Here is a 19,152-nt window from a genome sequence, read left to right on the forward strand (position 1 = left end):
GCCGGGCGTCATGCCCGGCCGCGCACAGGGGCTGGTTGCGTCCGCCTAGATATCCGCTTCGACGTCGTTGCCCTTTTCCTCGAGCCAGCCGCGCCGCGCGGCTGCCTCGCCCTTGCCCATCAGCATCGTCATCCGCGCGACGGTCGCCTCGTAGTCGAGCTCGCCGAGCTTCACCGGCATCAGGCGACGCGTGTCCGGGTTCATCGTCGTGTCCCACAGCTGCTCGGCGCTCATTTCGCCGAGACCCTTGAAGCGGCTGATGCTCCATTGCGTCTCGCGCACGCCGTCCTTGCGCAGCTTGTCGAGGATCGCTTCCAGCTCGCCGTCGTCGAGCGCATAGAGCTTCTGCGCGGCTTTCTTGCCGCGCGCCGGCGCGTCGACGCGGAACAACGGCGGCCGCGCGACGCACACGTGGCCGCGCTCGATCAGTTGCGGGAAATGCTTGAAGAACAGCGTGAGCAGCAGCACCTGGATGTGCGAGCCGTCGACGTCCGCGTCCGACAGGATGCAGATCTTGCCGTAGCGCAGGTTCGACAGGTCGACGGTGTCGTCCGGGCTGTGCGGATCGACGCCGATCGCGACCGAGATGTCGTGCACTTCGTTGTTCGCGAACAGGCGGTCGCGCTCGGTTTCCCACGTGTTCAGCACCTTGCCGCGCAGCGGCAGGATCGCCTGGTACTCCTTGTCGCGGCCCATCTTCGCGGAGCCGCCCGCCGAGTCGCCCTCGACGAGGAACAGCTCGTTGCGCGCGATGTCCTCGGTCTCGCAGTCGGTCAGCTTGCCGGGCAGCACCGCGACGCCCGAGCTCTTGCGCTTCTCGACCTTCTGGCCCGCGCGCGTGCGCGCCTGCGCCTGCTTGATCACGAGTTCGGCCAGCTTCTTGCCGTGCTCGACGTGCTGGTTCAGCCACAGTTCGAGCGCGGGACGCGAGAACGACGACACGAGCTTCACCGCGTCGCGGCTGTTCAGGCGTTCCTTGATCTGCCCCTGGAACTGCGGATCGAGCACCTTCGCGGACAGCACGAACGACACGCGCGCGAACACGTCTTCCGCGAGCAGCTTCACGCCCTTCGGCTGCAGGTTGTGCAGCTCGACGAAGCTCTTCACGGCCTGGTACAGGCCGTCGCGCAGGCCCGATTCATGCGTGCCGCCGGCCGGCGTCGGGATCAGGTTCACGTACGATTCGCGCACGAGCGAGCCTTCCTCGCTCCAGGCGACGACCCACGATGCGCCCTCGCCCTCGGCGAACGTATCGTCGCCCGAACGCGAATCGGCGAAACGCTCGCCTTCGAACAGCGGGATCAGCAGCTCGCTGCCGTTCATTTCGTCGAGCAGGTAGCCGCGCAGGCCGTCCTCGTACTTCCACGTCTGGCGCTCGCCGGTTTTCTCGTTGACGAGCACGACCTCGACGCCCGGCAGCAGCACGGCCTTCGAGCGCAGCAGGCGCTGCAGTTCGCCGAGCGGCAGGTTCGGCGAATCGAAGTACTTCGGATTCGGCCACACCTGCACGCGCGTGCCGGATTTCTTCTCGCCCCGGCCCGCGCCTTGCGTCGTGAGCGCCTTCACGACATCGCCTTCGGCGAAGCCGAGCTCGGCGATCTTGCCGTCGCGCCAGACCGTTACGTCGAGGCGCGTCGCGAGCGCGTTCGTCACCGACACGCCGACGCCGTGCAGGCCACCCGAGAACGTATAAGCGCCGCCCGCGGCCTTGTCGAACTTGCCGCCCGCGTGCAGGCGCGTGAACACGATCTCGACGACCGGCACGCCTTCTTCGGGGTGCATGCCGAACGGGATGCCGCGGCCGTCGTCCTCGACCGATACCGACTGATCGGTGTGCAGCGTGACCGTGATCTGCTTGCCGTAGCCGCCGAGCGCCTCGTCGGACGCGTTGTCGATGACTTCCTGGATGATGTGCAGCGGATTCTCGGTACGGGTGTACATGCCGGGCCGCTGCTTGACCGGCTCGAGACCCTTGAGCACCTTGATCGATGCTTCGCTATAGGCCGCGCTGGGTTTCTTCGTTGACATAGGCGCTGTATTTCGTCATTCATCGGGACGTTGTCCACACCTGGTGTGGATAACGTCGTGGACAAAACGTTGAGTTCCGTAAAAAAGCGAATCGAAACAACGGTGTGCTTGGACTGCTCCGAAAGCGGGCGCGCGGCGTGCGCTGCGCTGCCCGGGACGCGCGGTATTCTACTGGTTCCGCGTGGCACGCCAATCGCGAGATTGGCGCGCGGCCGCCACCGGCCGCGCGGCGCGTCATGCCGGCTTGCGCTTCGCCTCGAGCGTTTCCCACCGTTCGAGCGCGGCGAGCAATTCGTCGTCGATCGCCGCGAACCGCTCGGTCAGGCGCGTGCCTTCCTGCGGATCCTTCGCGAAAATCGAGCCGTCCTCGAGCTGCGCGTTGATCGTCTTCTGTTCCTCTTCGAGCGATGCAATCTTCTCCGGCAGCGAATCGAGTTCGCGCTGCTCGTTGAACGACAGCTTCACCGTGCGCTGCGCATTACGGCCCGCGGCGCTCTTCGCCGGTTCTTCCTTGACCGGCACCGCTTCCTTCACCGCGCGCTTCGCGGCTTCCTGCTGCGCGAGCTGCTCCGAGCGCTCGCTCTGGATCTGCCAGTCGGTGAAACCGCCGACGTATTCGCGCCACTTGCCGTCGCCCTCCGCCGCGATCACCGACGTCACGACGTTGTCGAGGAACGCGCGATCATGGCTGACGAGCAGCACCGTGCCGTCGTAGTCGGCCAGCAGCTCCTCGAGCAGTTCGAGCGTCGGGATGTCGAGGTCGTTGGTCGGTTCGTCGAGCACCAGCACGTTCGCCGGACGCGCGAACAGGCGCGCGAGCAGCAGCCGGTTGCGCTCGCCGCCCGACAGCGACTTCACCGGCGAACGCGCGCGCTCCGGCGCGAACAGGAAGTCGCCGAGATAGCTCATCACATGCTTGCGCACGCCACCGATCTCGACCCATTCGCTGCCGGGGCTGATGGTATCCGCGAGGCTCTTCTCCTGGTCGAGCTGCGCGCGCATCTGGTCGAAATACGCGACCTGCAGGTTCGTGCCGGTGCGCACCGTGCCTTCGTCGGGTTTCAGCTCGCCGAGGATCAGCTTGAGCAGCGTGGTCTTGCCCGCGCCGTTCGGGCCGACGAAGCCGATCTTGTCGCCGCGCATGACCGTCGTCGTGATGCGGTCGACAACCGTGCGGCCGCCGTAGCGCTTCGTCACGTCGGTCAGCTCCGCGACGATCTTGCCGGACTTCTCGCCCTGCGCGACGTCGAGCTTCACGTTGCCCTGCGAATTGCGGCGCTCCGCGCGCTCGTGACGCATCTGCTCGAGCCGCGCGATACGGCCGACGCTGCGCGTGCGGCGCGCCTCGACGCCCTTGCGGATCCACACTTCTTCCTGCGCGAGCAGCTTGTCGAACTTGTCGTTTTCCACGCGCTCGACTTCGAGCTGCTGCGCCTTGCGCGTCTGGTACGCGGAGAAATTGCCCGGGTAGGACAGCAGCCGGCCGCGATCGAGCTCGACGATGCGCGTCGCGACGCGGTCGAGGAACGCGCGATCGTGGGTGATGAACAGCAGGCCCGCGCGCTGCGCGACGAGCAGATCTTCGAGCCAGCGGATGCCGTCGAAGTCGAGGTGGTTGGTCGGTTCGTCGAGCAACAGCACGTCGGGCTGCAGCACCAGCGCGCGCGCCAGCGCGACGCGCTTCTGCATCCCGCCCGACAGCGCGTCGACCCTCGCGTCGACATCCGACAGGCCGATCTGCGCGAGCGTCATCGACACGCGCGTGCGCCAGTTCCACGCGTCGTGCGCGTCGAGCGACGACTGCAGCGCGTTCATCCGCGCGAGCAGCGCATCGTGCTCGGCGCCTTCCGGTATATCCGCGAGGCGGTGCACGATCGAATCGTATTCTTCGAGCAGTACGCGCGTGTGCGTGAGCCCCGACGCGACCGCGTCGAACACTGTCGCGCCCGGCTCGAATTCGGGCTCCTGCGGCACGTAGACGGTCACCAGTTCCTGCTGGCGCGTGACCAGCCCGTCGTCGGGCTTCGCGAGGTCGGCGACGATCTTCAGCAGCGACGACTTGCCCGCGCCGTTGCGGCCGATCAGGCCGACGCGCTCGCCGGCTTCCAGCGAGAAATCCGCGTGATCGAGCAACGCGACGTGACCGAACGCGAGCTGCGCGCCGGTAATGGAATAGAGCGACATGGGGAGACGGCGGAGAGAGGAATCGGAAGCGCCCATTGTACCGGTCGCGGACGCCGTCACCGGTATGGCCGGATGGACTAGGCCTGCGGGCAACGTCCGAACCGCGTCGGCGCGGTGCGATGGAGCGGTGTCATGTACGGCTTGCGGCCGGTTTCCTGCGCCGGATACCGGCTGTGGATTGCGGGTTGCGCACGACCGGATGAACGGGCGAATGCCGGCCGGATGCCCGCGACCGGTCAATCGGCCATTCCGCGCCTGGCGCATCGGGCGCCGGCGCGGGATGCGCGATTACTTCACGTTGACCGTGATCGTCGAACTCATTTCGGGACCGTACGAACGGTGCGCACCTTCGCCGAGCTGCAGCGTCAGCGTGTGCTGGCCGGGCGGCAGCTTCAGATCGGTTTCGGTCTGGCCCTTGCCGAAATGCAGCGAATGGTCGGTCGCCGGGATCACGTCGCCCTTCGACACCGGCTTGCCGTCGATCAGCAGGTGATGGTGGCCCGTATCCGGCGTCATGTCGCCGGCCGGCTTGAGCTCCATGCCTTCGAGACCGAACTTCACGCGCACGGGGCTCGACACCGTCGCGCCGTCCTTCGGTTCGACAAAGAACACGCGCGCTTCGGCGCGCGCGAGCGTCGACACGGCCAGCGTCGCGACACAAACCGCACCCGCGATCCACTTTCTGTTGAGCATCGCTTTCTCCTTATGATTGGACAGCCCGGGAAGCATACACCGCTCACACTACGTGCGCGTTTCGGCTCCATTGTTCGCGATGCGTACGTTTAAAACGACGTTGCGCAGGCGTTCGGCGAAATTCCGGTAACATTGCGCCTTTCGTCCGCCGGCCAGGCCGCGGACGGCATCACCGAGTTTTCATTATCCCGAGCACCACATGAGCGAAGTAACCGAATACCAGAGCTGGGTCTGCCTGATTTGCGGGTGGGTCTACAACGAAGCGGAAGGGCTGCCCGACGAGGGCATCGCAGCCGGCACCCGTTTTGCCGACATTCCCGCCGACTGGCGGTGCCCGCTGTGCGACGTGGGCAAGGAAGATTTCGTCGTCGTCGATTTCTGATCGCGGCCGATCGCGCGATACGCGCGTCGCGCGTGCAATCCGCCCGCCGATGCGCCGCGCGTTTGCTATACTCTGCGCGCTGTCCACACCGCCGTCCGGTTCGCGTGTTTCGCGCGATCGCCCGGACATGGCTCTCCCCGTAGTTCAGGGGATGGAATGATAAGCGCAGGGCTTATCTAGCAAGGCTCACACCCCTTGCTGTAGCAAATTTGTAGCACGTGAAAAAGCCCGCTCGCAGCGGGCTTTTGTGCTTCTGTATTCAGATCCAGCCACTGGGTTGCAAAGCCACTTGCAGTACCCGATGATGTAGCAGTACCTGCGCATTATCTGACAAGGCCTGACGCACAAAGCCGCGCCGAGACCTACGCCGATAGTTTTGGCGACGGGCCGCTACCGACCCACATCTGTCACTCAAGACTCAATCGCAAATGTCCGTTGTATAGCTAAGTCAACATTCGGCGCCTGCACGGACTCACGGCCCCATTGCTAGTAATCACCTTCTTCGATTCCATCCAGCGCAAGTTGTTCTTGTCGCGGCCAGTCTCCTTCGGAAGTTGAAAATCTTGTATTTGGCTTATAGCTAGGATCAAGAATTGACTGCAAGATTTCGCCTCGCCTGTAGCGATTAGCCCTATCGATTGCAGCCCGCACGGTGCTTCGATAGTACACGAGCGCGAGCATGTTCTCTGCCGTGCCCGTTGCAGCCACACCGTCGATCTGCGCAAAGAACGTTTCCAGCCGCCCCGCCGTCGCACCAGCGTCGAGCTGGACATGCCGTTTGTACTTTGCACGATAAACCTCGACGAGTAGGGAAAACAGGTCAGTCTTGCGGAATGCGCGCGATTTGTCGGGCAACCCAAGGCCGTCAACGAAAGCTAGACATGCCGATAACTCAGTTCGGAGATCCTCTTTCTCGGGAAAGATGTCGTTGTACTTGCTTAGATACTCCTCGATATCCTCATCACGATTGAAGTAGGTAGACAAAAGAGTGGCGAGAAGCACCAAGCAGTATCGAACATCCTGCATCCGACGCACGTCACCAGCATTGAAAATTTTCCATTTCTTGAACTCGGGCCATTTTGAAACTTCTTCGGCAAATTTCTTGAATTCACCCGCATACCGTGCGTTCTTAATCTCTATCGAATTCAGTGCGTAGTTTGCGGAATTGATCAATTCGAATATTTCATGTATCTCATCCAATGGCTGCTTTCCGAGATCACGTACGACTACCTCATACTCCAGAAATGCCTCTTTTTCTGCAGTGGTTAATTCAGCGTACTGCCGAAGATCGCCTAGACGCAGACCGGGGATCGCCTTGAAATATTGATACAGGGTGGTTATGCGCTGTTGCCCGTCGACCAGGAATTCCGTGGCTTGTCCCGTGTCAGGGTCCAACGATCCCGCACATACGTATATTTCAGGAAATGGGAGCCCGCGGAGCACTGTCTTAATGAAGGAAATTTTGTCGTCGTTTGTCCAAACCAAGCGACGCTGAAAATCCGGGCGCGGATTGAGTTTCTTATCGGATATCGCCGTTAGGAGCTGATGAACGCGCCGATTTGTTGCGGATGTTTTCATGCCGATCCACTCAATAATTGTTCGCGCAAGACAGTGAGTCCGCCAAGTTGATACTGACGCAAAAAATTAGTATCGTAGTACAGTCCGCCATTAATTTTAATCCGAAGAAAATCCTCTTTTGCGGAAAGCTGTTTGAAAAATTTCCACCAGTCATGGCAGCGAGTGTACTCAGTTCGCGAAGGAAGCACGTCCGGACGAATCCATCCCATCAAATGATAGTGCGCAAACTTCTCTCGACTATAAAACTCGCCAGCGCGATCCATCTGGTGCACCTCATGCCAGATCGCCGTATACAGGTCGGAACTGACGACAGCCACATCGATATCTGACTGATCCGAGAAGTGCTTGAAGTATTGGCCCGGCTTCGGACTAAACCCTAGTTTGGCTGATCCGACCATGTAGACGTGGTCAACAGCGGCTCCGAACTCTACGGCTATGCTCTCGCGCACGCCTTGCTCGATTTCTATGCCAACAAGAGAACAGTTGTGGCGAAGCACATGCTGGTCTAACGCGACGTCGGCCCCGTGTCGCAGCGACGCCTTGAAAGCTTCGATGCGTTGTCCAATCACTGCGGCGAGGTTTTCTTCTGGCATACAGGTGATGTTAAGAGCGGTCACAACGGAGTCTAGCAAGGAAATCTGTCACTAGCCCGATCACTCTCAAGTATTCGACGTTGAAGTGACCATTGAGACTGATGTCAGTTGAGAGGCCGGACCCAGCGCGACGACTAGCAATCGAATCTGTATGAAGCGATTCGCGATACCGCGTTGATCGAGCGACGGTTGTGCGCCGATGACCAGTCGTTCGGATATGCATCTGGACCGTCGCTTCATGGCCGGCAGCGGACTTTCGTGTATCTGAGCGCAGCCAAGCTACTTTGGTCCGGCGACCATGTCGTCAGCCGGATAGAGCTGCAGCAGCGTGCGTGCAGCTTCGACATTCTTCGTGTTCAGCCATTCGTCATAGTCGGCCGGGCGCAATATGACCACCGATCGCTTCTCGTCGCCGGGCTTGTGCATTCGCCCCATCACGGCATGGCCGTCAGCGTTGACGGTCATCATGGTCATGCCGACCAGCGAGCGGCCGTCTGCATCTTCGTAACGCCGCCAGATGCCGGCGACACAATACGGCTGCCAATCCGTTAGCCCGATCCGCTGCCAGACGTTCCGGCCCGTTTCGTAACACGGCTCGTATATCCATCGGACCGGAATCAAGCAGCGCTGACCAGCTCGCCACGCCTTACCGTAAAGCCGGGACTCACCGACCGTTTCTGAACGGGCATTGACCGTGTCGAGCTTTCTCCGCTTCTTCCCGTTGTCGTCGACGCGCTCAGGCTGCATAAACTTCGGCCAGAAGCCAAACACGGCCTTGACGACGCCAGGGCCATCACCGTCCGACCATGCGATCGGCGCTGCATAGTCCGGATACACATCCGGCTCCCACGGATCGCGTCGATACAGATCGCCGATCCCGATTCTCAGCTCGTTGATGCCCGGATCTTCGTCTGGCGCTTTGTAGTTTGTGCACACTGCCCGCCCCCATTTTTGAGACTTGACGGCTCCATCTTACCGCGCGATAAACTGTATATCCATACAGTGCCTCGCGCGCATCATGATATTGCCCCCATTTGACCCGCCCCGGTTCGACGCTATGTCGGAATGGTGGAACACGTGCACATACGCCGAGGTTCATCGGCTGATTCTAGAGGTGCTGCACCTGCGGATTACGTTGACCGAGATGAGCTCCCTTACCGGCGACGCTACTCGCATGATCGCGTACCTCGACCGGGCCGACGAGTTGAAGTACGCAGCGCCGCTGCGCCGCCTGTCGAACAAGATCGACAGGGAGATCACGCGTGCCGGCCGAATGGGCAACCCACGTGCGCCCATCGCACCTTTCTCCGACGAGTGGCGCGCACGTGAAGCCATGAAATGCAGGCTCCACGACGTCCCCGGAGAACCAGATCCCGGCTCCGACAAGGCGACCAAGTTGCCTGAATTCCAGCGCCTGACTTGGGCGGAATTGCGCGACGCGTGGAGCGCGGCCAATTTCAAGAAAAATCGATCGCTGACGCTAGAGCAGCGCTTCGTGTTGGAAATCGTGCATGTGCGCCGAACACTGCGACTTATGGAAAAAATGGTCTGCGCCGCCGAATTGGAACTGAAGAAGAACGGCTCCCCTGACTTGTTCGCGCTCGACCAGCTCCGTCGCATGATCGACAGCGCTCGCTTCGATTGACAATAGTTGACTGACTACGACATGGCCAACGGCCGGCCGGTCTCCGGGAAATGGTAAATTCATACGAAAACCACACCTACGAGAGAACATATGGCCCGAGCCATGATCTGCGTCGGCGACACGACGACGCACGGCGGCCGCGTGCTGGAGGGCAGCGCGGCCGCAACGATTGACGGAAAACCCATTGCCGGCGTCGGGCACAAGGTACTTTGCCCGCAGTGCAAGGGGGTCTTTCCGATCCTGCCCGCCACCGGGCGACGCTACCCGCACCAAATCGCAGGCCGGGAAACGGCCATCGAGGGCATGAAAACCGCATGCGGCGCAACGCTGATTGCCTCGCAGTCGTCTGCGACGCTAGACGACGTCGGAGTCGGCGAGGCATCGACCGGCGGCGCAGTCGCAGCTACCGCTGCCGCGTTGGCCCCTTCGCCGACGCTCTGCCTCGAATGCCTGAAGTCGGCAGCCGAGAATGCGGCAACGATGATCGCTCGCGGGTAGAACCATGACCGGCAATTCGATCGAAGCGTTCTACTTAATGCGGCAACAACAGTTGACCATGCAGGCGCACTTGTACGCCCTCGTCGACGGCCTCCTGTTCGAGGACGCTGCCGGCGGATCGCCCCCCCAGCGATCGCAGGCAGCCGTACCGCTATTCGACGGCACACCGGACGCATCACTGGCCGATGCGGGTCCGTGGCTGCTCGACTATGAGCGTGCGACCGGCAACGTGCGACGCTCGCTATCCGTGATGGCGGGCGGCTCGGCGGGTGTGTCCTGGCTGATCAGCGCATATCCAATTGAATCGCTCGCCGACGAGCTGCGTGGCCGGCTCGACGCGCGCTTGCCTGATGGCCGAACAGCCCTCCTCCGGTTCTACGATGCCCGTGTCATGGCCGACGTGGCATCGCTGATGGAATTCACTCAGCGCATGCAGTTCTTTGTTCCGACATTTAACTGGCTCATCGAAGTGAATGGAAAACTGAAGGGAGTGCACCCGCATGCTTGAGCTGACAAGCGAACAGGTTGCCGGCCTTGCCGAGATCGATGCACGCGGATATGTCGAACGCACCCGACTAGATCTCATCAAAGCGGACCCAAAGCTGGCCGACGACGACACCCTGCCGACGCGCCTCTGGAACGCATACGTCGCGGCCCGGCGACTCGGCATCCAGTCCGACGAAAATGTCGCTGCGTTTCTTCGAATCGAGGCATACGCTCCGAACTTCTACGAGAAGCCCGCAACACGCACGTGGCTTACTCGGCCCGGCCGCTCGGCCGACGAACGTTTTCACGATTACGTACGCGTCATCAAATGGCGCATCGAACATCCGCAATACAACGGGGGATCTCGAGATGGCGGGATTGGTGGTACCGATAATCGAAGCGGCGGCAGTGGAGCTTGGGCCGCTATTGGCGCGCGCTGGCGTAGCCTTGTTGGGCGGGGCGGCAGTGGCGGGAACGGGGAGTCTGTCGGGTGATACTTCAAAAGACCAGAGCAAGGCAAAACCGGACGTCCGAGCGATTCCACGCACAGGCGAGAGCTGCAAGAAGTGCCCTCCTGAACTTGGCGCGAAGATCCGTCGCAATCACGGGGTAAATTGGAACGCGTACCGCTATCAGGCGCGAATCACTGGCTTCGCGTTCGACACCGAAGAGTGCCGGTGGAGCGATGAATGGGACTGGCTCGGCACACACTTCGACGGGTTCCAGCCGGGTGAATGCATGCTGCAAGAGGCAAAGGGGAACTACGATCAGTTCCTCGACGGATCGATTCCCAAAGCTGAAAAGTGGTTCGATGGGTTTCGCACGATGGAAGAGCAGATCATCGAGCAAGGTGGTCTTACACGCGCCAATCCTCCAGCACGTCTCACTTGGTATTTCCAGACGCCATTGACGTATCGGAAAATGGCCCCACTACTCTCTCGCGTAGGCGCCTTGTCCGTCTACCAACCGTGATCGATTATGGAAATCAATGCAATGTTCCGCGACGCTTCGATGGCGTCCAGCGATTACTCGGAAATGCTTTCCCGACAATCACGTCTCGTCACTGCGCTGGCTGCGAAAGAGGGCGTGATGGCGCACACAAACTGGCGTCTGACGGGCGATTCTCTCGAAGAAGCAAGCCTGTATCCTGCGTTCGATGATGATGGCGCTCCGTCTACTGCAGCGCTCGCCGTTCTTAACGAGCGCGGCGGTCGCAAGAAACGCAACGTATCTCACGCCGCTATATGGAACGTCGAAGCTAGCGCAGACGACGGAGCGGCTATTTCCTGTTTCGTTTCGGATGCAAAGATACTCCCGGATCGCGTCTCACTCGATATTGACTCTCCCCGCTGCTGCGCATCCTTCAGCGACATGGCAGACATTGTCCGTGCCATTGTCGACGCCTTTCGCCCGCTTATCGTAGAAGTATCGCCAAAAGGCTACTTTGAGAAGCAGGTCTTCGACGACAAGCCCGGCGTCGGTTGGATGGTGTATCTACCGAAGGTCATCACGCAACAGCAGGTACCGGAGGCACGCGCCCTTATCCCGGTCCCGACTTCCGGAAAGCAAACCGGCACGATCATCGTCAGCGTTACAGACGCGACGTTCTCAGTCGACAATCCCGAGCATGTCGAGGCGGCGAATAGGATCGAGATCCGTCTCGTCGACCAAGATCTGCTGCCGCAATACGCAGATATCTGATAAAGCCGGCGCGGTCGACCGCGCCGGCGACATCCTGTTAGAACAACCCTGCCGGCTGCGCAGCGTCATCCCAACTGAAGATGATCAGTTCGTTGCGCTCGACACCTTTCCCCCCACCTACCGTATATTGAATCGGCACGGTCTCGATGTGGAACCCGTCGAATGCACGCCGAATATCAGGATGATCATTCAGGCTGACGATCGCCCGGCCCTTCAACGATCGAAGGCGCTGCGCCATCTTTTCGTATTCCCCAAACGGAAATGCCACGCCATAGCCCTCCGTCTCGTAGTACGGCGGGTCCAGATAAAACAGCGTGTGCGCCCGATCGTATCGATCAATGCACGCAGCCCAATCCAGCCGCTCTACGAATGTATTCGCAAGCCGCAGGTGCGCCGCTGACAGTTCCTCCTCGATCCGCAGCAGGTTCAGGCCCGGTGGCGTCGTCGTCGCCGTTCCGAACGTCTGTCCTTCGAGCTTCGCCCCAAAGCAACTTTTCTGCAGGTAGTAGAAACGGGCCGCCCGCTGGATATCGGTGAGGGTTTCCGGGAGCGTCTGCTTCAGCCATTCGAACACCTGCCGGCTCGTCAGTGCCCATTTGAACTGACGCACGAACTCCTCCAGGTGATGCTGCACGACGCGGTATAGGTTGATCAACTCGCCGTTGACGTCGTTGACCACCTCGACCTTTGCCGGCGGACGAAGGAAATACAGCGCTGCCCCGCCAGCGAACACCTCGACATAGCAGTCGTGTGCCGGAAAGCGCGGGATGATGTGATCTGCAAGACGGCGCTTGCCGCCGATCCAAGGAATGATGGGATTTGCCATTGTGAAAGCCGTTTTTAAACTTGGTGTAGAATCCGGCCCGCCTACCGGTAGGTAGCAGGGCCTTGGCCGATTCACTGGCACGCACAGTGGAAAGGCGACCGGGGAGCGTGTTCCCGCACGCCCCTCGGTCGCCCTGTTTCTCTCGAAGCCGCTCGGCTTCGATGCCGCATTAATGCGGCCGATTGAATTGCACGTCGCCGATCAACGCGTCGTAACTGCGCTCGCACTGTCGGCCGGCGATGCCGCGTTCGTCAGCGATTCGCGCCAACTCTCCCGCAGCTTCGTCAGTCCGGCCGAGCAGGTCGGCGAGCAGATCGAGGGCGTCGCCGGTTGCCGAGCTTCCGGCCGAAGTGCCGGCACGCCGGACGTCGGCAACAAGCGCGACGACCTGCTTGCGCAGCCCATCAGCAGCACCATCGGCAACAGCAGCATCAGCGCGTGCCTGATCACGTTCTTTCGCAGCATCGGTTGCGATCTCCAGTTGTGCCGCCAACCGGCGGCGAATTTCGTTACGCTCGGTCTTCAGGTCATCGATCTGCCGTGCCTGATCCGCGACTTTCGCGGACTGGTCAGCGTCATGGTGCCCCTTGAAATACCCGCAGGCCGAGCCGGCAATTACCCCGGCAACGACGAGCAGCCAGATACGCGGATCGATCCATGTCATGCGACCGTCTCCCCGCCGGCCGCGCGATACGCGGCCAGCAAATGCTCGATGTCGTTCTCATGCTGGCCATACCCGGCCCCCGGCAGACTGGCCCACACGTTCGACACCTTCGCGATGGCTTCGCGAAACCGCCCGGCATCGATCAACAGCAATGCGCCGTGCTCGCGCAGCTGCTGCAACGCGTACCGATCCTGCGACACCGGCCCGAAATCCGGCAGCTTCATCTGCGCCTGATAGATCCGCCACCAGCGCGTGAGGATCTGGTAGCGGCCGGCTGCCGTCGACGGAACGCGGATCTGTCGGTTGAGCACGTTCGGATGCGCGGCATAGCTTGCGAACAGCAGCGGCCGCAATGCCGTCGCCCCGACCAGCACGTTGTAACCGTCGTCCGACTTAGCCAGCAGCGCCGAGCCGATCTCACTTACCGCGATGGTGTCGAGAAACGCGACCCGGTTCTTTCCGCCTGCGGCGGCAACACTGATACGCGCCATCTTCACTTCTCCCCGAACAAGCGCTTTGCATTCCGGCGCAGCAGCACTTCGAGGTACTGCGACCCCACAATGCCGAGCGCGCTCCCAAGGCCGAGCAGCGCGAGCGGCGGCAGATCCGGAATCTGCAGCAGCGCGAGCCCGGCCACCATCGACGTAGCCGACCCCAACACGGCACGGCCGGCGACGAGCCGAAGCGTCAATTGCTCCCCGCCGACCAACACCTTCGCGATGCCGATCAATCCGCCCATGACGATCAGCTCCAAAATGGTTTTCTCGTGGTCCTGCATTCCACCCCCATACAAAAATAAAAAGCCGCCCGAGTTGCCTCGAGGCGGCTGCCAGAAATTGATGTACGCGTGTTACTTTGGCGGCGACGGTACGATCAGGTCGACTTTCTTCGTCGGCTTCTTGCGATGGCCAACCTTCGCCTTGCCCTTGTTGCCGGCGTTCAGCTCAACCGACGTCTCCCACCCGTTACCGGCATATGTGTGCCGTACGGAATCGACCAGAAAATCGCCGTCCGCCTCCTGTTTGAAGCCGGAAAGCTTCACGGTCTTCTCGGCCGATATGTCCGTGCGTCCCTTCATGCGCAACACGCTGCGCGCGGTGTGCCGGTTCAGCTTCTCGAGACGCGACTTCGCACCGGCCTTCGCGGCCTCCGGACTGGCGAACGCATGGCGCTCGGTATGTACAGCGGCCGCGCCCGGCGGTGCGTCCGGATTCGGGATCGTCAGGTCGATCTTCTTCCCCGTTTTCTTGTCGTGCACCTTCGTCCGTACGGCAACGAAGCTGGCACGGTCAGGAAACGAGATCTCGTAGTCCGTCAGATCGTTCGGCGTCAACGTGATGGCCGGCAGCGGCTTGCCGCTTGCGCTCCTGCCGCCGCCTATCGGCCCGACGATCAGCTTGCCCGCCTTCACCGTCGCAGTTGCGCCGTACTGCCGCGCGATTCGCGTGATGAAGTGCAGGTCACTCTCGCCGAACTGATCCGCGCGCGGAATCGCCGCGTCGACCGAGCACGCGGCAACCCATTTGTTGCGCCGCGCGACGTCGCCGACGATGTCGGCCAGCTTCACGTTCGTCCAACTACCGTTGCGCTGCGTCTTCGATGTCGCCCGCATGTTGGCCGGCCGGCCGCGGATGATGATCGTCGCCGGCGGACCGCGCAGCACGATCTCGTCGACGGCATACTCGCCGAGCATCGACAGCCCCTGCCCTTCCCATCCGAGCGAGATCTTCAACGTCGCGCCCTTCGGCGGAAATCGGACCTTGCCATCCCGGTCGTCCAGCTCGATCTCGCATTCGTCGGCCTCAAGGCCCGGTTTGTCGGTTGTCTGGATCCGCAGCACGCGGTCCTGAATCACACGCGTGATGTCGTCGCCGTTCGCGACGACCTGAAAAATTGCTTGCATCGCCCCTCCCTCACGACCACAGCTGAATCGGTTCGTCGCGCGGCATGTCGAGATCCGGCATCGTGATCAAGACGCCCGACCTGAACGGCTGCGGCTCGCGCGCGAGGCCGGGATTCGCTTCGTACACGGCCTCGACGGTGCCCTTCAACATCCCGTAATGGGCGTAGCAGAGCGTGTCGAGGATGTCCCCGTCAGAGGTTCGCAAAATCTTCGCCATAGCGGCCAAACTCCAGGCTGTAGGTTTGCTTGCGGGGCGCACCGTCCGACATCAGCGCCTCCTGCTCTTCGTCGACGCTGTGCAGATACCAGCGCCCGAGCACATCGCCCGTGCCGGCCGTCAGCTGCACCGGCTTCAACTTCGCGCCAATCACGCGCAGCGTCTCCAACTGGCGGAAACCGGCACCGAGCGACGGGAACACAACGCCCGACAGCGTGATCGTGTCGCCGCCTTGACTCACTGGCTGCTGCGCCTCTTCGCGATTCAAGCGTTCCTGCGACGCGATCTTGAAGCGCGTCGAACGCCGCAGCTTGTCGTACGCCGCCGTCGACAGTCCGAAGTGGAACGCGTCCCCGTCATCCGTTGATAGCGTCAGCAGATGAGGGGTAGACGACGTCGCGCTATCGAACAGGCCGGAGAAAACCGAACTGAGGCCCGTCGTCTGCGCGAACGACTTCATCGCACCCATCGTCTGTTCGCCGACCAGCGCCGTGAACTGCGTCTTCGCGTCACCCAACGCGCCCATGACCGACTGCGCCGCCGACTGGATCACCGCATGATTGACGCCACCGACCATCTTCAGCACACCACTCACGGCCGCACCGGTTGCCGAGAAGCTGCGCATCACCGTGCCAATCTGCGGACTCAGATCGCCCGCCACCGACAGCAGGCTCGTCGCCCCGCGCAGTAGGTCGGCGGCCGACGTGAGATTCCCCGTCGCCAGCTTCGTCAACGTGTCGACCGTGTTCTGACTCGCGCTCCGGTTCCGATCGAACACGCGCACCACGTGCCGAACGCGTTCGGACGCGATGCTCGCGTGCATTGCCGCCTGCGTCACACTCGAAATGAAGTCCATCCACTACCCCTTACAGATGCGGTGCGTCGAACATCGCCGACCGGTTGCTCTTGTCCATCGACTCGGTCATCGTTCGCTGAATCAGCGGATTGATGCGCGCGAGCAGCTTGTCCGCGATCTCCGCGTCCGTGCCGCCCTCGACCTTGATGTGGAACACCGGGGCGAACGAGTTTTGCTGCTCGACCTTGAACGGTCGCGACTGCGGAGAGTCCGGGCCAGCCGCTACCTTCGCGGCCGCCTTCGCCGCGTCGCTGTCGCCGTCCTTCGAACCCGTCGCCCACCGCGCCATCGCCCCAAGTAACTTTCCACCGGCGAACGTACCGATCGCACCGCCGAGAACACCACCAACCGCCACGCCAATCGGCCCGCCGAGCGCCCCAATACCTGCCCCGAGCTTCGCCCCGACGATCCCCCCTGCGAGCGAGCCACCGATGCTTGCGTACCCTTCCGCCTTGCGCGCGGACGGCTGATCGCTGCGTGCGACCGCGTACGCATCCTTGGCTGCGAATGCGATTTTCAGGACACTGCCGGCGACGGCCAGTTTCCCCGCGTAAGGCGCGAAACGGCCGGCGACCGCCCGAAATGCACCGATGACACGACCGAGACGACCGCGCGGAACCCGGCCGCCGCCAGAGCCGCCCCCGGCCAGATCACCGAGCACGTCGCCAGCCGCCCCGCCGATTCCACCGCCAAGGCCACCGCCGGGCAGGTTCACAACAAACACACGCTGCACGCCCCCGGCAGCACCGCTCAACGCATCGAGCGCCTTGCCGAGCCGGCCGCCACCTGCGCCACCACCCGCTGCGGCCCCGCCTCCGCGTCGTGCCATCCAGCCACCGCGCAAGATGTCGAACACCCCGCGCCCAATGTTCCAAGCAGCGCGTGCGCCGCGAACGGCAATGGCCGTGCCAATGACACCGACGACCGCCGCCGTCGCGCCGGGCGCAGCGTCCGACGCGCGCTGCACCGTTTCGCCCGTCCGTTTCGCGACCTTGCCGGCCAGATCCGTCACGGGCCGCAGCGCGTCGCCGATGCTGCGCATCGCGTCGTCCCACTGCTGGACGACCTCGCTCCAGATCTGCTTCGACGTTGCACGCCGATCAGCGAGATCCTTGTCGATCTCCCCATTCGCACCCGCCGCGTTGCGCTTCAGCTTCTGGTACAGATCGGCGTTCTGCATGTAGGCCGTCAACGCGGCTTTGACCTGCATGTCGTTGAACAGGTCGCCGGTCTTCATCGTGTCCTCGAAGGCCCGCATCTGCGCCTGACGCTTGGCCGGGTCCAGTTCGCTGTTGAGTTGCTTCGCCACTGCTGCAAGCTGTGCAGCCTTCTTCGGATCGACACGTTCGATGTAGGCCCGCGCGAGAACGAACGACGCCTCAAGCGTCGACCAGCCCTTGCCGATCGCCTCCTTCATCTTGCCTTCGTAGTCGACGCCGGCTTTCTTGTAGTTGCGCTCGGTTTCGCCCGAACCGATCTTCGAAAACCAGTTCTTCAGGTTGTTCGCCGCCTCGTCGGCATTGCCGGCTGTCTTCATCTGGACCTGGAGCATCGCGCCGAGCTGCGTCACCGAGTCCTGCCCCGTGATGCCGATCTTCTTCATCTCCGCCAACAGCACCGGGAACCAACGTGCCATGTCGACAGACTCGAACGAGCCCTCCTTGCCGAGATACGCGATCGCTTCGAGCGCCTTCATCATCGCCTTGGGATCCGCGATGTTCGCGTTCTGCTGCAGCGCCTGAATCATCTGCGCGGTCTCGACGCTCGACGCACCCTGACCCACCGAGAATTTCGCGACGGCCGGGCCGAAGTTCATCGCACGATCGACGTCCATCCCGGCCGCAACCATCTGGTTGACGGCATCGGCCAGCTCGTTGCGCCCCATGCCGTTCGACAGCGCGTCGCGGCGGATGCGCTCGGACATCGCGCGCTCCTGCTCGGTGCGCGCGATGCCGGCCTTGATCGCGATATCCCGGATGATTGCCTGATACTGCGCAGACACTGCGGTCGGCACCGCAACGGCCGCGCCAAGCTTCACTGCGTCACCGGCGGCACTGCGCATACCCTCGCGGCCGGCGGCCAGACGCTCATGGCCGGCGGCCTTCAGCTCAAGCCCCCGCACGGTGCGGCCGAGCCGCGCATACGCGCGGTCGAGCCGATCCACCTCGAAACCGGCATCACGCAGCGCACGCACGTTGTTGTCCAGCTTGCGCCGGATCCCGTCCGCCGCGCTGTCACCCGCAAGATGCAGCCGGCGAAACTCCTCCTGCAGCTTGATCGTTTCGCCGATCTGCCGCTGCCACATCCCGCGTTCACTCGCCGCTTTGCGCAATCCGGTGATCTTCGAATTCGTATCTGCAAACGCCTTACCGAGCGTTGCCGACACCGCACCGCCGATGACGATGCCAAGTGCAATATCGCGCGCCATGTCAGTCCTCGCTCAATCCGTCAGCCACCACAACAATTCGTCGATCGTCATGTCGTCAACCGACTGCGGCTGCGTTCCGTACTCCTTCATCATCCGCCGAGCCAGTGCCTTCACCGTCCCGATTGGAAGCCGGACGAACGGATCGAAAGGATTCGTACGCACGCTGCATGGCGTCGTAATCGACCATGTCCATTGCTTCGATATCGTCGGGAGCGACTTCGGCCAGCGTCGCGAACAGCACGATTTCGCGCAGCTCGTCGTCGCCCTGCGCCTGCTTGCTCGCGGTGCGCATGTCGCGGACCTTCGGGCGGCGCATCACCAGCTCGTTGCGCACAACGCCGTCGAACGAGACGGGATACTTCAGCGTGATCTTCACGGTTTCCATTCAGCACCTCAGAAATGACAAAGGGGCGGTCAACGGACCGCCCCTCGGGTTATCGAAAAGTTACTTTGCCGGCGTTGCCGCCGGC

Annotated in this window: 22 protein-coding genes; 7 read left to right on the forward strand and 15 right to left on the reverse strand. The window is 62.2% G+C overall.

The genetic code is table 11. The annotated features are described in order from the left end of the window. Positions 1 to 45: 45 nt before the first annotated feature. From LXM88_RS17625 to LXM88_RS17635, 3 genes are all read right to left on the reverse strand, one after another. Positions 46 to 2,028 carry a DNA topoisomerase IV subunit B gene (locus LXM88_RS17625; protein WP_262535353.1) on the reverse strand — a complete coding sequence of 661 codons (1,983 nt, stop codon included), beginning with the start codon at positions 2,026 to 2,028 and terminating at the stop codon, positions 46 to 48. A 234-nt stretch (positions 2,029 to 2,262) separates the two neighbouring features. Next, positions 2,263 to 4,212, reverse strand: coding sequence for an ATP-binding cassette domain-containing protein (locus LXM88_RS17630; RefSeq protein ID WP_262535354.1), 1,950 nt, complete (start codon positions 4,210 to 4,212; stop codon positions 2,263 to 2,265). Between the two features lie 288 nt (positions 4,213 to 4,500). After that, a complete protein-coding gene (locus LXM88_RS17635) occupies positions 4,501 to 4,905 on the reverse strand; it encodes a DUF4399 domain-containing protein (protein ID WP_262535356.1) in 405 nt (134 codons plus the stop codon). A gap of 199 nt (positions 4,906 to 5,104) precedes the next feature. Here LXM88_RS17635 and LXM88_RS17640 point away from each other — a divergent pair, with 199 nt between their 5' ends. Next, positions 5,105 to 5,287 (forward strand): rubredoxin, encoded by a 183-nt coding sequence (locus LXM88_RS17640; protein WP_034190709.1) that lies wholly within the window; start codon positions 5,105 to 5,107, stop codon positions 5,285 to 5,287. A gap of 486 nt (positions 5,288 to 5,773) precedes the next feature. On the opposite strand, the gene LXM88_RS17645 is transcribed toward LXM88_RS17640, so the two are convergent. From LXM88_RS17645 to LXM88_RS17655, 3 genes are all read right to left on the reverse strand, one after another. Further along, positions 5,774 to 6,865 carry a DUF262 domain-containing protein gene (locus LXM88_RS17645; protein WP_262535361.1) on the reverse strand — a complete coding sequence of 364 codons (1,092 nt, stop codon included), beginning with the start codon at positions 6,863 to 6,865 and terminating at the stop codon, positions 5,774 to 5,776. Then, positions 6,862 to 7,482, reverse strand: a complete 621-nt coding sequence (locus tag LXM88_RS17650; RefSeq protein WP_262535362.1) for a hypothetical protein — start codon at positions 7,480 to 7,482, stop codon at positions 6,862 to 6,864. Before LXM88_RS17650 ends, LXM88_RS17645 begins: the two co-directional genes overlap by 4 nt. Before the next feature lie 255 nt (positions 7,483 to 7,737). After that, on the reverse strand, positions 7,738 to 8,394 hold the full coding sequence (locus LXM88_RS17655; RefSeq protein ID WP_262535364.1) for an SOS response-associated peptidase: 657 nt from the start codon (positions 8,392 to 8,394) through the stop codon (positions 7,738 to 7,740). Between the two features lie 238 nt (positions 8,395 to 8,632). Here LXM88_RS17655 and LXM88_RS17660 point away from each other — a divergent pair, with 238 nt between their 5' ends. From LXM88_RS17660 to LXM88_RS17685, 6 genes are all read left to right on the forward strand, one after another. Next, complete coding sequence (locus tag LXM88_RS17660; RefSeq protein WP_243565360.1) at positions 8,633 to 9,103, forward strand: hypothetical protein; 471 nt, start codon at positions 8,633 to 8,635, stop codon at positions 9,101 to 9,103. A gap of 90 nt (positions 9,104 to 9,193) precedes the next feature. Beyond that, entirely contained in the window at positions 9,194 to 9,601 is a 408-nt protein-coding gene (locus LXM88_RS17665) for a PAAR domain-containing protein (protein ID WP_243565359.1), read from the forward strand. Positions 9,602 to 9,605: 4 nt separating this feature from the next. Further along, complete coding sequence (locus tag LXM88_RS17670; protein WP_131948531.1) at positions 9,606 to 10,109, forward strand: DUF4123 domain-containing protein; 504 nt, start codon at positions 9,606 to 9,608, stop codon at positions 10,107 to 10,109. Beyond that, positions 10,102 to 10,581: a hypothetical protein gene (locus LXM88_RS17675; RefSeq protein ID WP_243565358.1), complete on the forward strand. Its 480-nt coding sequence runs from the start codon at positions 10,102 to 10,104 to the stop codon at positions 10,579 to 10,581. Before LXM88_RS17670 ends, LXM88_RS17675 begins: the two co-directional genes overlap by 8 nt. Then, the gene (locus LXM88_RS17680) at positions 10,466 to 11,059 is read left to right on the forward strand and encodes a restriction endonuclease fold toxin 5 domain-containing protein (RefSeq protein WP_262542869.1); all 594 of its coding nucleotides are present in this window, start codon (positions 10,466 to 10,468) and stop codon (positions 11,057 to 11,059) included. The genes LXM88_RS17675 and LXM88_RS17680 overlap by 116 nt, the downstream gene beginning before the upstream one ends. 6 nt (positions 11,060 to 11,065) lie before the next feature. Then, a complete protein-coding gene (locus LXM88_RS17685) occupies positions 11,066 to 11,788 on the forward strand; it encodes an immunity 52 family protein (protein WP_131948529.1) in 723 nt (240 codons plus the stop codon). Positions 11,789 to 11,825: 37 nt separating this feature from the next. Here the strand turns inward: LXM88_RS17685 and LXM88_RS17690 are convergent, their stop codons facing one another. From LXM88_RS17690 to LXM88_RS17730, 9 genes are all read right to left on the reverse strand, one after another. Beyond that, positions 11,826 to 12,614 (reverse strand): DNA adenine methylase, encoded by a 789-nt coding sequence (locus tag LXM88_RS17690; RefSeq protein WP_131948528.1) that lies wholly within the window; start codon positions 12,612 to 12,614, stop codon positions 11,826 to 11,828. A 169-nt stretch (positions 12,615 to 12,783) separates the two neighbouring features. After that, positions 12,784 to 13,278 carry a DUF2514 family protein gene (locus LXM88_RS17695; protein WP_243565356.1) on the reverse strand — a complete coding sequence of 165 codons (495 nt, stop codon included), beginning with the start codon at positions 13,276 to 13,278 and terminating at the stop codon, positions 12,784 to 12,786. Beyond that, positions 13,275 to 13,769, reverse strand: a complete 495-nt coding sequence (locus tag LXM88_RS17700) for a glycoside hydrolase family 24 protein (RefSeq protein WP_243565355.1) — start codon at positions 13,767 to 13,769, stop codon at positions 13,275 to 13,277. Before LXM88_RS17700 ends, LXM88_RS17695 begins: the two co-directional genes overlap by 4 nt. 2 nt (positions 13,770 to 13,771) lie before the next feature. After that, complete coding sequence (locus LXM88_RS17705; RefSeq protein WP_243565354.1) at positions 13,772 to 14,056, reverse strand: phage holin family protein; 285 nt, start codon at positions 14,054 to 14,056, stop codon at positions 13,772 to 13,774. A gap of 72 nt (positions 14,057 to 14,128) precedes the next feature. Continuing rightward, positions 14,129 to 15,181: a phage late control D family protein gene (locus LXM88_RS17710; protein ID WP_262535375.1), complete on the reverse strand. Its 1,053-nt coding sequence runs from the start codon at positions 15,179 to 15,181 to the stop codon at positions 14,129 to 14,131. A gap of 10 nt (positions 15,182 to 15,191) precedes the next feature. After that, entirely contained in the window at positions 15,192 to 15,398 is a 207-nt protein-coding gene (locus tag LXM88_RS17715) for a tail protein X (RefSeq protein WP_131945585.1), read from the reverse strand. Then, a complete protein-coding gene (locus tag LXM88_RS17720; protein ID WP_262535378.1) occupies positions 15,373 to 16,254 on the reverse strand; it encodes a phage tail protein in 882 nt (293 codons plus the stop codon). The genes LXM88_RS17715 and LXM88_RS17720 overlap by 26 nt, the downstream gene beginning before the upstream one ends. Before the next feature lie 10 nt (positions 16,255 to 16,264). Beyond that, the gene (locus LXM88_RS17725; protein WP_262535380.1) at positions 16,265 to 18,682 is read right to left on the reverse strand and encodes a phage tail tape measure protein; all 2,418 of its coding nucleotides are present in this window, start codon (positions 18,680 to 18,682) and stop codon (positions 16,265 to 16,267) included. 55 nt (positions 18,683 to 18,737) lie between these two features. Continuing rightward, positions 18,738 to 19,067 carry a phage tail assembly protein gene (locus LXM88_RS17730; RefSeq protein ID WP_258281626.1) on the reverse strand — a complete coding sequence of 110 codons (330 nt, stop codon included), beginning with the start codon at positions 19,065 to 19,067 and terminating at the stop codon, positions 18,738 to 18,740. Positions 19,068 to 19,152: the final 85 nt, after the last annotated feature.

Source organism: Burkholderia sp. S-53 (genome assembly GCF_025560745.1).
GTDB lineage: Bacteria > Pseudomonadota > Gammaproteobacteria > Burkholderiales > Burkholderiaceae > Burkholderia > Burkholderia pyrrocinia.

Bases quoted from the DNA above. Each gene is read 5' to 3' on its own strand.
- LXM88_RS17625 (WP_262535353.1), bottom strand. From the start codon at position 2,028: ATGTCAACGAAGAAACCCAGCGCGGCCTATAGCGAAGCATCGATCAAG.
- LXM88_RS17630 (WP_262535354.1), bottom strand. From the start codon at position 4,212: ATGTCGCTCTATTCCATTACCGGCGCGCAGCTCGCGTTCGGTCACGTC.
- LXM88_RS17635 (WP_262535356.1), bottom strand. From the start codon at position 4,905: ATGCTCAACAGAAAGTGGATCGCGGGTGCGGTTTGTGTCGCGACGCTG.
- LXM88_RS17640 (WP_034190709.1), top strand. From the start codon at position 5,105: ATGAGCGAAGTAACCGAATACCAGAGCTGGGTCTGCCTGATTTGCGGG.
- LXM88_RS17645 (WP_262535361.1), bottom strand. From the start codon at position 6,865: ATGAAAACATCCGCAACAAATCGGCGCGTTCATCAGCTCCTAACGGCG.
- LXM88_RS17660 (WP_243565360.1), top strand. From the start codon at position 8,633: ATGATCGCGTACCTCGACCGGGCCGACGAGTTGAAGTACGCAGCGCCG.
- LXM88_RS17665 (WP_243565359.1), top strand. From the start codon at position 9,194: ATGGCCCGAGCCATGATCTGCGTCGGCGACACGACGACGCACGGCGGC.
- LXM88_RS17670 (WP_131948531.1), top strand. From the start codon at position 9,606: ATGACCGGCAATTCGATCGAAGCGTTCTACTTAATGCGGCAACAACAG.
- LXM88_RS17675 (WP_243565358.1), top strand. From the start codon at position 10,102: ATGCTTGAGCTGACAAGCGAACAGGTTGCCGGCCTTGCCGAGATCGAT.
- LXM88_RS17685 (WP_131948529.1), top strand. From the start codon at position 11,066: ATGGAAATCAATGCAATGTTCCGCGACGCTTCGATGGCGTCCAGCGAT.
- LXM88_RS17690 (WP_131948528.1), bottom strand. From the start codon at position 12,614: ATGGCAAATCCCATCATTCCTTGGATCGGCGGCAAGCGCCGTCTTGCA.
- LXM88_RS17695 (WP_243565356.1), bottom strand. From the start codon at position 13,278: ATGACATGGATCGATCCGCGTATCTGGCTGCTCGTCGTTGCCGGGGTA.
- LXM88_RS17700 (WP_243565355.1), bottom strand. From the start codon at position 13,769: ATGGCGCGTATCAGTGTTGCCGCCGCAGGCGGAAAGAACCGGGTCGCG.
- LXM88_RS17705 (WP_243565354.1), bottom strand. From the start codon at position 14,056: ATGCAGGACCACGAGAAAACCATTTTGGAGCTGATCGTCATGGGCGGA.
- LXM88_RS17710 (WP_262535375.1), bottom strand. From the start codon at position 15,181: ATGCAAGCAATTTTTCAGGTCGTCGCGAACGGCGACGACATCACGCGT.
- LXM88_RS17715 (WP_131945585.1), bottom strand. From the start codon at position 15,398: ATGGCGAAGATTTTGCGAACCTCTGACGGGGACATCCTCGACACGCTC.
- LXM88_RS17720 (WP_262535378.1), bottom strand. From the start codon at position 16,254: ATGGACTTCATTTCGAGTGTGACGCAGGCGGCAATGCACGCGAGCATC.
- LXM88_RS17725 (WP_262535380.1), bottom strand. From the start codon at position 18,682: ATGGCGCGCGATATTGCACTTGGCATCGTCATCGGCGGTGCGGTGTCG.
- LXM88_RS17730 (WP_258281626.1), bottom strand. From the start codon at position 19,067: ATGGAAACCGTGAAGATCACGCTGAAGTATCCCGTCTCGTTCGACGGC.